This is a genomic window from Paraburkholderia sp. BR10923, from assembly GCF_040948765.1.
In the GTDB taxonomy this organism is placed as follows: Bacteria; Pseudomonadota; Gammaproteobacteria; order Burkholderiales; family Burkholderiaceae; genus Paraburkholderia; species Paraburkholderia youngii.
This window is the reverse complement of record NZ_JBFPKO010000026.1, coordinates 1-13,426: the sequence shown is the minus strand read 5'-3', so window position 1 is coordinate 13,426 and position 13,426 is coordinate 1. Positions and strand designations below refer to the sequence as shown.

The 13,426-nt window shown below is 63.8% G+C and carries 13 protein-coding genes; 4 read left to right on the top strand and 9 right to left on the bottom strand.

Features of this window, described 5'->3' with window-relative positions:
• Positions 1 to 14: 14 nt before the first annotated feature.
• From AB3X94_RS33500 to AB3X94_RS33490, 3 genes are read right to left on the bottom strand one after another with little or no spacing between them, the layout of a single operon-like run.
• Complete coding sequence (locus AB3X94_RS33500) at positions 15 to 731, bottom strand: histidine phosphatase family protein (protein ID WP_176109107.1); 717 nt, start codon at positions 729 to 731, stop codon at positions 15 to 17.
• A gap of 21 nt (positions 732 to 752) precedes the next feature.
• The gene (locus tag AB3X94_RS33495) at positions 753 to 1,541 is read right to left on the bottom strand and encodes an oxepin-CoA hydrolase, alternative type (RefSeq protein ID WP_368613754.1); all 789 of its coding nucleotides are present in this window, start codon (positions 1,539 to 1,541) and stop codon (positions 753 to 755) included.
• Positions 1,538 to 3,094, bottom strand: coding sequence for a 3-hydroxyacyl-CoA dehydrogenase (locus tag AB3X94_RS33490; protein ID WP_368613753.1), 1,557 nt, complete (start codon positions 3,092 to 3,094; stop codon positions 1,538 to 1,540). The genes AB3X94_RS33495 and AB3X94_RS33490 overlap by 4 nt, the downstream gene beginning before the upstream one ends.
• A gap of 127 nt (positions 3,095 to 3,221) precedes the next feature.
• Here AB3X94_RS33490 and AB3X94_RS33485 point away from each other — a divergent pair, with 127 nt between their 5' ends.
• On the top strand, positions 3,222 to 3,869 hold the full coding sequence (locus AB3X94_RS33485; protein ID WP_176109104.1) for a glutathione S-transferase family protein: 648 nt from the start codon (positions 3,222 to 3,224) through the stop codon (positions 3,867 to 3,869).
• A 109-nt stretch (positions 3,870 to 3,978) separates the two neighbouring features.
• Here AB3X94_RS33485 and AB3X94_RS33480 read toward each other — a convergent pair whose 3' ends face one another.
• Positions 3,979 to 5,151 carry a pyridoxal phosphate-dependent aminotransferase gene (locus tag AB3X94_RS33480; RefSeq protein ID WP_368613752.1) on the bottom strand — a complete coding sequence of 391 codons (1,173 nt, stop codon included), beginning with the start codon at positions 5,149 to 5,151 and terminating at the stop codon, positions 3,979 to 3,981.
• 137 nt (positions 5,152 to 5,288) lie between these two features.
• Entirely contained in the window at positions 5,289 to 5,804 is a 516-nt protein-coding gene (locus tag AB3X94_RS33475; protein ID WP_176109102.1) for a putative toxin-antitoxin system toxin component, PIN family, read from the bottom strand.
• 57 nt (positions 5,805 to 5,861) lie between these two features.
• On the opposite strand from AB3X94_RS33475, the gene yaaA reads away from it, so the two are divergent.
• Both yaaA and AB3X94_RS33465 read left to right on the top strand, forming a co-directional pair.
• The gene (gene yaaA / locus AB3X94_RS33470) at positions 5,862 to 6,644 is read left to right on the top strand and encodes a peroxide stress protein YaaA (RefSeq protein WP_176109101.1); all 783 of its coding nucleotides are present in this window, start codon (positions 5,862 to 5,864) and stop codon (positions 6,642 to 6,644) included.
• A gap of 46 nt (positions 6,645 to 6,690) precedes the next feature.
• The gene (locus AB3X94_RS33465) at positions 6,691 to 7,857 is read left to right on the top strand and encodes a M14-type cytosolic carboxypeptidase (RefSeq protein WP_368613751.1); all 1,167 of its coding nucleotides are present in this window, start codon (positions 6,691 to 6,693) and stop codon (positions 7,855 to 7,857) included.
• A gap of 112 nt (positions 7,858 to 7,969) precedes the next feature.
• Here AB3X94_RS33465 and AB3X94_RS33460 read toward each other — a convergent pair whose 3' ends face one another.
• From AB3X94_RS33460 to AB3X94_RS33445, 4 genes are all read right to left on the bottom strand, one after another.
• The gene (locus tag AB3X94_RS33460; protein WP_368613750.1) at positions 7,970 to 8,584 is read right to left on the bottom strand and encodes a hypothetical protein; all 615 of its coding nucleotides are present in this window, start codon (positions 8,582 to 8,584) and stop codon (positions 7,970 to 7,972) included.
• A 174-nt stretch (positions 8,585 to 8,758) separates the two neighbouring features.
• Entirely contained in the window at positions 8,759 to 9,433 is a 675-nt protein-coding gene (locus tag AB3X94_RS33455) for an energy-coupling factor ABC transporter permease (RefSeq protein ID WP_368613749.1), read from the bottom strand.
• 126 nt (positions 9,434 to 9,559) lie between these two features.
• The gene (locus AB3X94_RS33450; protein ID WP_176109098.1) at positions 9,560 to 10,441 is read right to left on the bottom strand and encodes a response regulator transcription factor; all 882 of its coding nucleotides are present in this window, start codon (positions 10,439 to 10,441) and stop codon (positions 9,560 to 9,562) included.
• 213 nt (positions 10,442 to 10,654) lie between these two features.
• Positions 10,655 to 11,869, bottom strand: coding sequence for a DUF2863 family protein (locus tag AB3X94_RS33445; protein WP_176109097.1), 1,215 nt, complete (start codon positions 11,867 to 11,869; stop codon positions 10,655 to 10,657).
• Positions 11,870 to 12,140: 271 nt separating this feature from the next.
• Here AB3X94_RS33445 and AB3X94_RS33440 point away from each other — a divergent pair, with 271 nt between their 5' ends.
• Complete coding sequence (locus AB3X94_RS33440; protein WP_176109096.1) at positions 12,141 to 13,256, top strand: AI-2E family transporter; 1,116 nt, start codon at positions 12,141 to 12,143, stop codon at positions 13,254 to 13,256.
• The last annotated feature ends 170 nt before the right edge of the window (positions 13,257 to 13,426 follow it).

The window sequence follows — 13,426 nt, the reverse complement described above, 5'->3', positions numbered from 1 at the left end:
CCTCCAGTTCGGTGTCAGCTACGCTGGAATCGGATGAATTGTGCGTAGAGCATTTCCATCGTGGTGTTGCGAACGTCGCGATGCAACGGCGACGGCGGTGAATAGTTGAGCATGCGCAGCACCCAGTCGCGCGGCGCGGCGCCGACGTCGAGCGCATTGATGCAGCCGGTCGCCTGCGACAGATGACCGAAGAAGGTGCGGCCGCCCGCCGTCAGCGCGTGCGACAGGATCGCGCGATTGACGCCGCCGTGCAGCACCAGCAGTACGGTATCCCACGACGTGTCCTCGCGCAGCGCCGCGACGGCCGGCAGCACGCGATCGAACAGCTCGCCGATCGTTTCGCCGTCGAGAAAGCGCATGCTCTCCGGCACGATGCCGTCGAACACGCCGAGAAACGCCGCCTCGATATCGCTCGGCGGAATGCTGCCGAGCCGCCCGCCGCGAATCTCCTGCAACGCGGGCTCGATCTCGGGTTCGACCTGCTGACCCGTTTCGACGAGCACGCGCCGCGCGGTTTCGATCGTGCGCGGCAAGCCGCTGACGATCACGCGGTCGAAGCGCACCTGCTGCTCGGCGAACACGCGGCCCGCCGCGCTCGCCTGCTCGCGGCCGTTCGCGTTCAGCGGCACGGTTTCGGGATCGATCGCGCGGCCGGAGTCGTCGAAGTAGGTGACGTCGCCGTGACGCATCAGGAAGATGCGGCGCCGTTTCGGCAGTTGATAGTCGGGCATGTCGGGCGGCTCTCTCGTCGCTTATCTGTAAATCGGCGCGCGCTTTTCGAGGAACGCGCTGATGCCTTCGAGACCGTCGCGATGATGCAGCGACGCGACGAAGTTATCGCGCTCGGCGACCAGGTGATCCGCGAGCGGCTGCGTGCCGGCCGCGGCGATCAGCCCTTTGATGCGGGAGACCGAATTGGGCGAAATCGCGCCGAGCTCGTCGGCCCACGCGAGCGCGTTATCGAGCGCGGCGCCGGCTTTGGTGAGCCGGTTGACGACGCCGAGTTCGTGCAGACGCGCGGCGCCGATCGGTTTGGCTTCGATCAGTACCTCGGTGGCCAGTTGGCGCGGCAGCGACTGCGCGAGGAACCACGAGCCGCCGCCGTCGGGCGTCAAGCCGACGCGCGCGTACGACATCGCGAACTTGGCGTTGTCCGCCGCGACGATCAGATCGCAGGCGAGCGCGAGCGAAAATCCCGCGCCGGCCGCCGCGCCTTCCACCGCGGCAATGACCGGCTTCGACGACAGGCGCAGCGCCGAGATCCATTGCGCGAGCATGTCGATGCTATCGGCCTGCACGGACGGATCTTTCGCGCGATTTTCGAGCAGCCGGTTCAGGTTGCCGCCCGCGCAGAAGAAGTCGTCGGCGCCGGTGATCACGACGGCGCGAATCGACGGATCGCGCTCGACGGTATCGAATGCCTCGATGCCGGCCGCGTACATATCCGGATGCAGCGCATTGCGCGCACCGGGATTCGAGAGCGTGAGGACCAGCGTGGATTCGCTGCGGGCGGGGCGCGAAGCGAGCAGGGCGGCGCTCATGATTGGGTCTCCGTTTGAATGTCGGCGGCGTCTTGCTGGGTGAGCGAGAGGCCGAGTTGCGCGCGTCTTGCGAGCCACGGCGACGGCCGATAGCGCGGTTCGCCGAGCACGCTGTGCATGTTGCGCAGGATCGTGAGAATGGTGGCGGCGCCGAGCGCATCACCGAGCGCGAGCGGTCCGCGCGGATAGCCGAGACCGAGCATCACGGCAAGGTCGATGTCCTGCGGCGTCGCGATCTGCTTTTGCGCAATATCGCAGCCGATATTGACGATTGTCGCGACCACCCGCTGCGCGACGAAGCCGGTCGAATCGCGGATCACGGTGACGGGGATGCCGTCGGCGGCGAACAGCGCATGCGCGCTGTCGCGCGCGGCGCGTGTCGTGGCCGGCGTGGTCATCAGCGTGCGGCGTTGCGCGCCGACGAGCGGGAAGAGTGCGTCGACGGCGACGACGCGGCTCGCGTCGAGCGCTTCGTCGACCGCGGCGGTGGTCGCGTCGTGGCCGAATGGCGTGACGACGATCAGCGAACCGGCGGCGGGCGTCTCGCCCTCGTCGAGCTTCACGCCCGCTTTGCTGACCAGTTGCACGACGGCCTCATACGCGTCGCGATAGCGCCGGCTGACCCACACGCTTTGCGGCAGCGTGGCCGGCGCGGGTGCTTCGGCGGGAACCTGTTGTTTGCCGTCCACGTAGCGATAAAAACCTTCGCCGCTCTTGCGGCCGAGCAGTCCGCCCGACAGCCGCGTGCCCGTAATCGGCGACGGCGTGTAACGCGGTTCTTCGTAGAACTGGTGATAGATCGACTCCATCACCGGATGCGACACGTCGAGCGCGGTCAAGTCCATCAGTTCGAATGGGCCGAGGCGAAAGCCGGCCTGCTCGCGCATGATGCGATCGATGTCCGCAAAGCTCGCGATACCTTCGCTCGCCACGCGCAAGCCCTCGGTATTCATGCCGCGGCCCGCGTGATTGACGATGAAGCCGGGCATGTCCTTCGCGCGCACCGGCGTGTGGCCCATACGGCGGGCGAGATCCATCAGCGCGTCGCCGGCCTCGGGGTCGCTGCGCAGGCCGTCGATCACTTCGACGACCTTCATGAGCGGCACCGGATTGAAGAAGTGATAGCCGACCACGCGTGACGGATCGGTGCAGCCCGCGGCAATCGCGGTGATCGACAGCGACGACGTATTCGACGCGAGGATGCAGCGGCCGCTGACCACGGTTTCGAGCTCGCGAAACAGTGCCTGCTTCACCTCGAGCTTTTCGACGATCGCCTCGACGATCAGATCGCAGCCGACCAGTTCGCTCACCGCCTGCACGCCGCTGACGTTGGCGAGCGCGGCGAGCGAGCGCGACTGCTCGAGCTTGCCTTTGGCCGTCAATTTGGCGAAAGTCTCCGCGAGATAGTCGCGCGCGGCGCCGACGGCGGCCGCGTTGGTGTCGTAGAGCCGCACACGCAGGCCAGCGAGCGCCGCGATCTGCGCGATCCCGCGGCCCATCGCGCCAGTGCCGACGATGCCGATGGTCTCGATGCTGAATTTGCGAGAGTTCATTGAGATGCCCGACTCCATGGTTATTTTAGAATAGCACGATCGTTCAGTTTCCTGGATGATTCGATGTAAAGTCGCTGCTTCGACCTCGACGCGCGGTCTCACACACCATGACACAAGGAGACACCCGATGATCAAGCTGTGCGGTTTTGCACTTTCCAACTACTACAACAAGGTCAAGTTCGTGCTGCTCGAGCATCGCATCGAGTTCGAGGAGCACCTCGTGAAGCCGAGCCAGGACGAAGCGCTGCTCGAGCATTCGCCGCTCGGCAAGGTGCCATATCTGCAGACCGAGCACGGCGATCTGTGCGAGTCGCAGTGCATCGTCGAGTACCTGGCCGCGCGGTTTCCCGACAAGCGGATCTTCTCCGCCGATCCGTGGCAGGCCGCCAAGGAGCGCGAAATGATCTTCTTCGTCGATGTGCATCTCGAGTTGACGGTGCGCAATCTGTACAAGGAAGCGTTTTTCGGCGGCACGGTCAGCGACGCGACGAAAGGGCGCGTCGAGAAGCTGCTCACGCATCACATCGCCGGCTTCAAGCGGATCGCAAAGTTCGCACCGTATCTGTGCGGCGAGCAATTCAGCGTCGCGGATACCGCCGGTTACGTGAGCCTGCCGCTCGTCGGTATGGCGACACAGACCATTTACGGCCGCGATTTTCTGCTCGAAGCGGGGATCGACTGGAAGAGCTACGTGAAGACGATCAACGCGCGGCCGGCTGCGCAGCGCGTGACCGAGGATCGCAAGGCCTGTGTCGCGGCGTCGCGGGCGTCCTGAGGCGATGACGGCAGTGCGGTGAAGCGCGCATGGGTGTGAAGGGCACATCCGTGCCGCAAAGCGCGATGGCGAGGAACGCAGGTTCGTTCGTGGCATCGCGCAAGGCATCCTAGAGCCGCGTGAGCCGTTCGAGCGCGGTAGCGAGCGTGCCCTCCTGCTTGGCGAAGCAGAAGCGCACGACGCCCGACTCGTGAGCCTCGTGATAGAACGCCGAGACCGGAATCGCCGCGACGCCGATCTCGCCGGTCAGCCATTGCGCGAATTCGGCTTCAGGCAGGTCGCTGATCGCAGAATAGTCGACGCACTGAAAGTACGTGCCCGTGCACGGCAGCAAGCGGAAGCGCGAATTCGCGAGGCCCGCGCGGAAGAAATCGCGCTTGCGCTGATAGAACGCCGGTAGCTCCACATACGGCGCCGGGTCCAACATGTAATCCGCGAGGCCGATCTGCATCGGCGTGTTGACGGTGAACACGTTGAACTGGTGCACCTTGCGGAACTCGGCGCTCAGCGCGGCGGGCGCGGCCACATAGCCGACTTTCCAGCCGGTCACGTGGTAGGTCTTGCCGAAGCTCGACACGACGAAGCTGCGCTGCGCGAGTTCCGGGTAACGCGCGACGCTTTCATGCGGCGCGCCGTCGTAGACCATGTGCTCGTACACCTCGTCGGACAGGATCAGCACGTTGGTGCCGCGCACGATCTCCTCGAGCTTGCGCATATCCTGTTCGCGCCATACCGTGCCGGTCGGATTGTGCGGCGTGTTGATCATGATCAGCCGCGTCTTCGGCGTGATCGCGGCGGCGAGCTTGTCGAACGGGATTGCGTAGTCGGGTGCGTCGAGCGTGACGAAGACCGGCTTGCCGCCCGCCAGTTCGATCGACGGCAGATAGCTGTCGTAGGTCGGTTCGATCACGATCACTTCGTCGCCCGCATGGACCGTGCAAAGAATCGCGGTCAGCAACGCCTGCGTGGCGCCCGCGGTGACGGTAATTTCGCTGTTCGCGTCGTAGCGGCGGCCGTACAGATTCGCGATCTTGTCCGAAATCGCCTGACGCAGCGGCAGCACGCCGGCCATCGGCGGATATTGGTTGTGGCCCTCGCGCATCGCGTTCGCGACCGCCTCGACGATGCGCGGATCGCAGGCGAAGTCGGGAAAGCCCTGACCCAGGTTGACCGCGCCTTTTTCCGCGGCGAGCGCGCTCATCACGGTGAAAATCGTCGTGCCGACGTTCGGCAGGCGAGACGGAAACGTGGGGCTCGTGGGCGTGTCGTGCGGTGCGTTCATGGCGTCGTGGGTAGCGGGGCGATAAGGTGGGCCTGGTTTGTCCGGATTCTCGAACTGTGTTGCGATGGGCGAAGCCTGATTGTAGGGAATCGCGACACGCTGTGCGCGCCGCGGGCGTTACCTACGGGCGGCCGGCTTCACGCGCTGACGGCCTCGCCCCCAGCATTCTGCACGATGCCGACTTCCGCGGCGAACGGTGCCGGCGGGGCGATCCTGAAGCCGAAATCGCGCGCGATGCGTTTCGCGAGCTTCAACACCGCACGGTCTTTCGACACGAGCCAGTCGGCCCGTGCCGCATGCGCGAGCTCGAGAAACTTCTGGTCGTCGCGATCCTTGCATTGGGGCAGTGGCCGGGCGTGATCGGTGGACTCGGTCGGCTCGGATGGCGCAGGCGGCTCGAACAGTTGGGCCAGCCGCGCGACCACCGCGAGCGCAGCCGCTTTGTCGACGTTGCGATGCGCGAACTGTGGATAGTCGAGCACGTAGGCGAGCTCGGCGAGGCAACGCGCGTCGATTAGCGCGGTAAGCGCGCCACTTTCGAGCGCGGCGGCGATCGGCCGCGTGTGCGGGTCGTCGAATACGAGAATATCGATCCACACATTGGAATCGAGTACGACGCGCAACGCGCCGCTTGAGGCGAGGGAACGGGGCATTCGTTACAATCGGGCTTTCGTCTTTGACCGCCAGGCACGGCGTGCCTGCAAGCCTCTATGATAATCGTTCTGTCGCCGGCGAAATCGCTCGACTACGACACCCCGCCGCACGTCAAAAAGCACACGATCCCCGATTTCGTCGATGACGCCGCTGAACTGATCAGCGGCCTGCGCCGTTTGTCGCCGCAACAGATCGCTTCGCTGATGAGTATTTCCGATCAGCTCGCGCACCTCAATTTTCAGCGTTACGCGGACTGGTCGCCGCAATTCGGCACGCACAACGCCAAGCAGGCGGTGCTCGCTTTCAACGGCGACGTGTACGAAGGTTTCGATGCGAAGTCGTTGTCGTCGGCCGATCTCGACTATGCGCAAAATCATGTGCGCGTTCTGTCTGGCCTCTATGGCCTGCTGCGTCCGCTGGATCTGCTGCAGCCGTACCGGCTCGAAATGGGCACGCGCTTCGTCAATCCGCGCGGCAAGGATCTATACGCGTTCTGGGGCGAGCGGATCACGCACGCGTTGAACGCGCAGTTGGAGAAGAATGCGGACACCTCGCGCGTGCTGGTCAATTGCGCGTCGGGCGAATACTTCAAATCGGTCAAGCCGAAGCTGCTCGACGCGCCGGTGGTCACGCCGGTGTTCGAAGACTGGAAGGGCGGCCGCTACAAGATCATCAGCTTCCATGCAAAACGCGCGCGGGGCTTGATGGCGCGCTTCGCGGTGGAAAACCGCCTCGATCGTCCCGAGCAACTGAAGGACTTCGACGCCGAAGGCTACGCGTTCAGCGCCGAAGCTTCGAACGACTCCACTTTCGTATTTCGCCGCCGCGTTGCGGAATGAGCAGGCCGCTGCGCTAAAAAAGCAGCGTGCAATCAGGAAGACTCTGATGACCTTATCGATTACGAGCAATTTCGACGCAGGCGCAATCGATGTGCTGTCCTGCGAGGACGCCGGCAATATTCGCCTGCGCGTGCGGCCCGACAGCCACGCCGAGTTCGCGCAGTGGTTCTATTTCCGCCTGTCGGGCGCGGCGGGCGAGCGCTGCGTGATGAGCTTCGAGAACGCCGCCGCGTGCGCGTTCGCGGAGGGCTGGCGCGACTATCGGGCAGTCGCGAGCTATGACCGCGTGAACTGGTTTCGCGTGCCGACCTCGTACGACGGCCGCGTGCTGACGATCGACCATACGCCCGATTTCGACAGCATCTATTACGCGTACTTCGAACCGTACAGCGAGGAGCGACATGCCGAGTTTCTCGGCGCCGTGCAGCAGATGCCGCACGCGTCGCTGACCGAGCTCGGCAAGACGGTCGAAGGGCGGCCGATTTCGCTGCTCACGCTCGGCACGCCGCCCGCGGACGATGCCGCCAACGCCGCGCCCAAAAAGAACATCTGGCTGATCGCTCGCCAGCATCCGGGCGAGACGATGGCCGAGTGGTTTATCGAAGGGTTGGTGAAGCGCCTCGTGGGCTGGGGAGACTGGGCGGGCGACCCGGTCGCGCGCAAGCTGTACGATCACGCGGTGTTTCACATCGTGCCGAACATGAATCCGGACGGCAGCGTGCGCGGCAATCTGCGCACCAACGCGGCCGGCGCGAACCTGAATCGCGAATGGATGGAGCCGGACGCCGCGCGCAGTCCCGAGGTGCTGGTGGTGCGCGACGCGATCCACGCGACAGGCTGCGACCTGTTCTTCGATATTCACGGCGACGAGGCTTTGCCGTATGTGTTCGTCGCGGGCTCCGAAATGCTGCCGGGCTTCACCGAGCGGCAGGGGCGCGAGCAGAAGGCGTTCATCGACGCGTTCAAGCACGCGAGTCCGGATTTTCAGGACAAGTATGGCTATGCGGCGAGCAAGTATCGCGAGGATGCGTTGAAGCTTGCGTCAAAGTACATTGGCAATGAATTCGGCTGTCTGTCGTTGACGTTGGAAATGCCGTTCAAGGACAACGCGAATCTGCCCGACGAACGCGTGGGCTGGAACGGTGAGCGCAGCGCGTCGCTTGGCGCCGCAATGTTGCAGGCGATTTTGCGTCACATGGAGACGTTCGCCTGAATAAGCGGACGGCTGGACACAAAAAAGAGGCACGCACGGAAAAAGTGCGTGCCTCTTTTTTATTGGGGCGACTGATCGGACGCTGGCGCGGCTCGATCAGCGCCAGATGCGGTTAGCTCTTCTTCTTCGAGCTCTTGTTTGCCGATTTGCTCGACGTCGTGCGCGACGATTGGCCCGAGCCTGACTTCGACGACTTCTTCGGCGTCTTGCCGCCGACCGCGTGCTTGCCTTTGCCGCTTTTGTGCTTGCCCGATCCCTCGCTGCGCGCGCGGTTCGGCGGTACCGGGTCGTTCCAGCTGAACGCGAGCATTTGCGATCCCACGTAGCCGCAGCGGAATTTCAGATCGGCGGGCTCGCCCGAGTTGTTCTGGCGCACACCGACGCCTTCGACGGTGACGATACTGTCCACCTTGACGCGCTGCTTGCCTTCGTCGAACGAGTCATTCCACGGCGTGACGGACGAGTGCGCGCTGTCGAACGAACTGGACGGAAATTCGACGTGGTCGAACGCGGTCGACGTGCTCGCGACGAAGTCGCCATGCGCGGCGCAGTCCGCGACGAGCGGATCCGCGTGCATTTCGGTGATAAATCTTTTGACGAGGTCGTTGTGCTGTTCGAGCTGATCAGCGAATGCGGGAGCCGCGCAGATGAGCGAGAGACTCGCTGCGCAGGCTGCCAACCGGCCGATCGCCCGCAGCAACCGGCTCGGTACATTGGTGCGATCCATCTAGTTCTTTAGACGCAAATGGGAGATGAGGCAAATAAGATGCCCCGCGCAAGGGTTGAGTTCAATCTTGCTGCAAATATTCTGTCTTGTCCTGATTGGCGTGCCCGGAAAGTCTCCAGCGACGAGGCGCTGATTGTCACAGATCCGCCGCACGCGACGCCAAAGCGCGCATTCTCAGGTGCGCGGGCCGCCCAGGCGATAGCGCCGCACGTCGTAGGTGGTAACCCACGCCGGACGATAGACCGCGATCAACGCGGTCGCCATGCCGGTGAACCATGCTTCGCCGGTGGCGAGCAGCAGCACGCTGAGCGCGTAGCCGACCGGCACCACGGTCATCGAACCGCCGGACACCGCGACATGGAGGCCGAGCGCAGCCGCGGCGGTGAAGGACACGGCGATGGCGGGCGAAACGAAACCCTGGCCGAAGATGAACATGAAAAGGTTGCGCGGCAGCCACGCGGTGCAGATGCGCTGGAGCAAGGTCGACACGGCGACGGGCAGGGCGCCGTACACGAGGAACGTCAGCGCGATGCCTTGCCACGGCGCATCGAAGACGATGGCGGCGAGGCCCGTGACCAGCGCCATCGCGATCAGGGCGAGTCCCCAGTCGAATAGCGTGACGACGAGCGTGGCGCCGAGAAGGTGCATCACGGTGCCGTCGTCGAGCCAGGCGTTGCTCGCCCACAGCACCGACACCGCGACGATTATTGCGAGCCAGACATGCTGGAGCGTGCCGTCCTGAAGTCTTTTGAAAGGATTTTTCCACAGCGCGAGCGCGATCACCATCGCGGTGGCAATCCAGCCACCGACAGCGACCCAGAACGGAAGCGGTGTGTAGAGGAAACCCATGAGTCTCATATTACTCGTTGGACGACAAAAGGTGTGAGCGGATTCCATGCCAGCCCGCCCTCGACGCTGCGCGCATGCCGCTGCGGACATGCGGATGTTCTAACCGTACGCGCGGCGCGACCCGCGTCATGCGGAGTCCGGCCTGACCGACTTCCGCGCGGGCTTGCCGTGTGGGGTCTCACCGTACGAAGTGGCGGGCTCCGCGGCCATCGGCAGCGCGCTGCTGGTGTCGCTGCCGGGCAACGGGTACTGGAAGCGCGCGCGTTGGCGTCGCCGGAGCGGAACCGGGCCAGGCTGCCCGCGTATGACCGGCTGCGCGCCGTGCTCGCCGTTGTTGCGCAGCACTTGCAAATGATTCGTGAGCCAGCCGTTGTAAAGCGCGACCGCGGCGGCGCGATTGGGTGCGCCGAGTTGCTGGAATATGCTCGTCAGGTGGATCTTGACCGTGCCTTCGCTAATGCCGAGCGTGCGGGCGATCATCTTGTTGGTGCTGCCCATGTGCACGCAGCGCATGATCTGCTCTTGCCGCGGCGACAGCCCGCTCGAGAGTTTGTTGCGGCGGGGCGGCGGACTTTCTTCATCGAACGTGCGGATCGTGGTGTCGGTCGGCAGCGGCGGATCGATCGCCAGCGCGCCGGGCGGCACGTAGTGACCGCCGAGCAGCACCATTTCCAATGCGCGCACGATCAGGCAGGGATCGGTGTCGCGTGGAACGACGCCGAGCACACCCTCGTCCATCAGCGCACGCACGAGCGCGGGCAAGGTCCCGTCGGTGAGCACGCTGATGCGCAGGTCGGGGAAGTGGCTGAGCAGCGCGCGAACTTGTGCAACCGACATCCAGTCCTCCCAGTCGATCACGACGAGATCCGGCCGATAACGCTTGAAAGGACGTTCGAGCAGACGCCATTCGTCGGCCTCGGTGAAGCGCGCCAGCCGGTCGATCTGCCGCAGCAAGGCTTTGAGTCCATCACGTCGTTCTGCATTTGAATTGAGAATCGCGAAGCGCATGCATGTCTCCAGATGTATCGGGCGAAATGGCGCGACGCATCTGTGGGATTCGTAAAGCTGACCCGAGCACGGCGATGCGTCACCGTGCCTATGATGACAAATTCCCTCCGTTTTGACGGCTGTCCAAAAGGCATAAGAAAAGCGGACATTCAACGAAAAAAGCCCCGTATAGACGGGGTTTTTTCGCGATAAGGTGGGGATGCGGACGCGGGATTAGTGGAAATGTGGTTGCGCGGGCTCGGCGTCCTCGGGCATTTCCGCGTGGACGATTTCGCCTAGCGGGTCCGCATACAGCGGCACGCCGCAGTCGTCGCAATATTCCGGCTCGAAGCGGCCCGCGTGGCGGCGCACATCCGTGATGCCGGTTTCCTTCAGCAGCGCGACGATTTCCTCCAGCGGCTCGTCCGAGCCGGTGACTTCTTCCGGCTCCTCGTCGATGCCCGCCTCGCCGTTTTCGCGGCCGTAGAGCGGCCACACGACACCGTAGATCACATCGTTGCTGCCCTTGCGCGTGAAGCCGACGCGGTACTCATCGATGCGCCGTTCACCGAAGCCGGCGACCACCGCGCGCAGATCCTGCGGCGCCGCGCCAATGGTGTCGAAAAGATAACGCACGGCGGTCCGCACAGTGTGCGGACGCACGCTTTCGTCGGCGTCGCGGCAGGCCGAGTAGTAAGCATCCGGCAGCAGACATTCGAATTCACAGCCCGGCAGCACGACCGATAGGTTCGCGCCGCCTTGCGTGGCCCATTGCTCGAGACATTGGCCGCGCTCGATCCGCGTGCCGTGCTCTTCTTCCTGCCACCGAAACGTCGCTTCGCCGACGGGCGCGGCGACTACGGCAAGCAGAAAGCGCGGGTCCGCCAGAATCGGCGAGGTCTCCGGCAGTTCGCCGAAATTGAGCTTCGCGTTGCCGCCGCTGACCGCGGCTTGCGCAAGTTGCTGGGCGATGCGCCAGGTTTCGACGTGATGGCGCGGCAACTGGTCGATGCTGTACAGGAACGGAGCCATTGCCACTCGCGTGTTCGCGGCGAGCACGTGCGCTTGCAGGTGCGCGCGCAGGGCGTCGGCGGCGTCGGACTTGAGCGGGCCGGACGGGATCACGTAGCGGGTCCAGGCGAGCACGGGAGCTGCGATCAGCAGCGCTTCGTAAGACACGCCTTCGTGTTCGATGACGAACGATTCGCTATGCGTTTCCGCCATGTCGGCCAGCGCGCCGTAGGCATCCGGATGGTTTTGCTGCAGATGGTCGAGCGCGGCGTCCAGCGTAGTCTGGTTGGCGTTGCGCACGACTTTGGCCAGCAGCGCGTCGAGCTTCGCTTCCCAGAAGCGATCTTCGGTACGGCTGCCCGACGCGAAAAGCGCGAGCGAGAGACCGACGAGCTTGTCGGCGTCGGGAGGGAGACGTTTGGCGATTCGCGAGCGCATAAATCCAGAAAAATTGGGGGCACGGAACCTTATATTCTAGTCTTTTCCAGGCAGCTATATGGCTTGGTCGGCAATCTTCGGGCAGATTCGAACTCTTTCATCTAAAAAAATGCATTCGCCGCTGGCACGTCGCACGCGACTCGTAACGCCCTGGCGGGATGGGATACGACACCCCGGACGCCCGACTCGCTTCTATACTTACGGCGTTTAGCGGGCGCCTGACGGGCGTGTGTCATTTCATCGCCACGTCTGGCGCAACAGGAGATCCATTGTGAAATCGGACCAATTAATCGAGCGACTAGCCGCCGTATTCGCGTTGATTGTGCTCGTGGGTGGGTCGCTGCTAGTGCTGGCGCCATTTACGACCGCGCTGCTGTGGGGCGCTATCCTCAGCTACAGCTCCTGGGGACTCTACCGGCGACTCACTGGCGTGGTTGGTGGCCGGCGCAAGCTGGCCGCGGCCTTGATCGTGCTGATCATTCTAGTCGTGGTGCTCGGGCCGTTCGTCTATGCGGGTTTCGCGTTCGGCACGCATGTTCACGAGATCGTCGCGCTAGTGGAAAGACTGTTCGAGTCGGGGTTGCCCGATCTGCCGCCGTGGGTACAGCGGATTCCGCTGGTTGGTTCGAGCATCGAAGCTTTTTGGGAGCGCTTGACAAGCAGCAATTCTGAGCTGATTGCGCAGTTGCGCACACTCGCCGCGCCGGCTGGCAAGTGGATTCTGGCGGCGGCGCTGGCGGTGACGCATGGGCTGGGGCTGCTCGCGCTGAGCATCGTGCTTGCGTTCTTCTTTTATACCGGGGGCGAGGGGGCGGGTGCATGGCTGAACGCTGGCATGCGTCGAGTTGCCGGTGAGCGCGCCGAGTATCTGCTGGCGCTGGCGGGCAGCACCGTGAAGGGTGTGGTCTACGGGATTCTTGGTACGGCCCTGGTGCAGGGGGTTCTCGCGGGATTCGGTTTCTGGATGGCGGGCGTGCCGGCGCCGGCGTTGCTCGGGCTCGTGACGTTTTTTCTGTCGGTGATACCGGGCGGTCCGGTCGTTGTCTGGTTGCCGGCAGCGATCTGGCTCTATCAGGGCGGGTCGACTGGATGGGCGATTTTTCTGGTTGTATGGGGTCTGCTTGTAGTCGGCATGGCGGACAACGTCATCAAGCCGATCCTGATTGGCAAGAACAGTGACATGCCCCTGATTCTGGTCATGCTTGGCATCCTCGGCGGCGCGTTTGCGTTTGGGTTTCTTGGTGTTTTCATCGGCCCAACGTTGTTGGCGGTCGCTCATACCGTGCTGCATGATTGGACGATCGGCGCATCCGGGGCGCAGACGGTGGCGCCAGAAGTCAAAACGCCAGCGATAGACGATCCGGGCCGAGTGGGGAAGACCCCTTAAGGAAAACCCCAGGATATCACTTGCAAGTTCTGGCCGCGGCGATTAGAATTCCGCTCTTTCGTGCTCCGGACGCCGGGGCGCGGAGAGGCGGGAAGCCTTTGTTGGCGAGGGCTTCAGCGGCGTGGGCAGGTTAAGCAAGTGATAAAAACCTGTTGACGATCCGGTGAAAG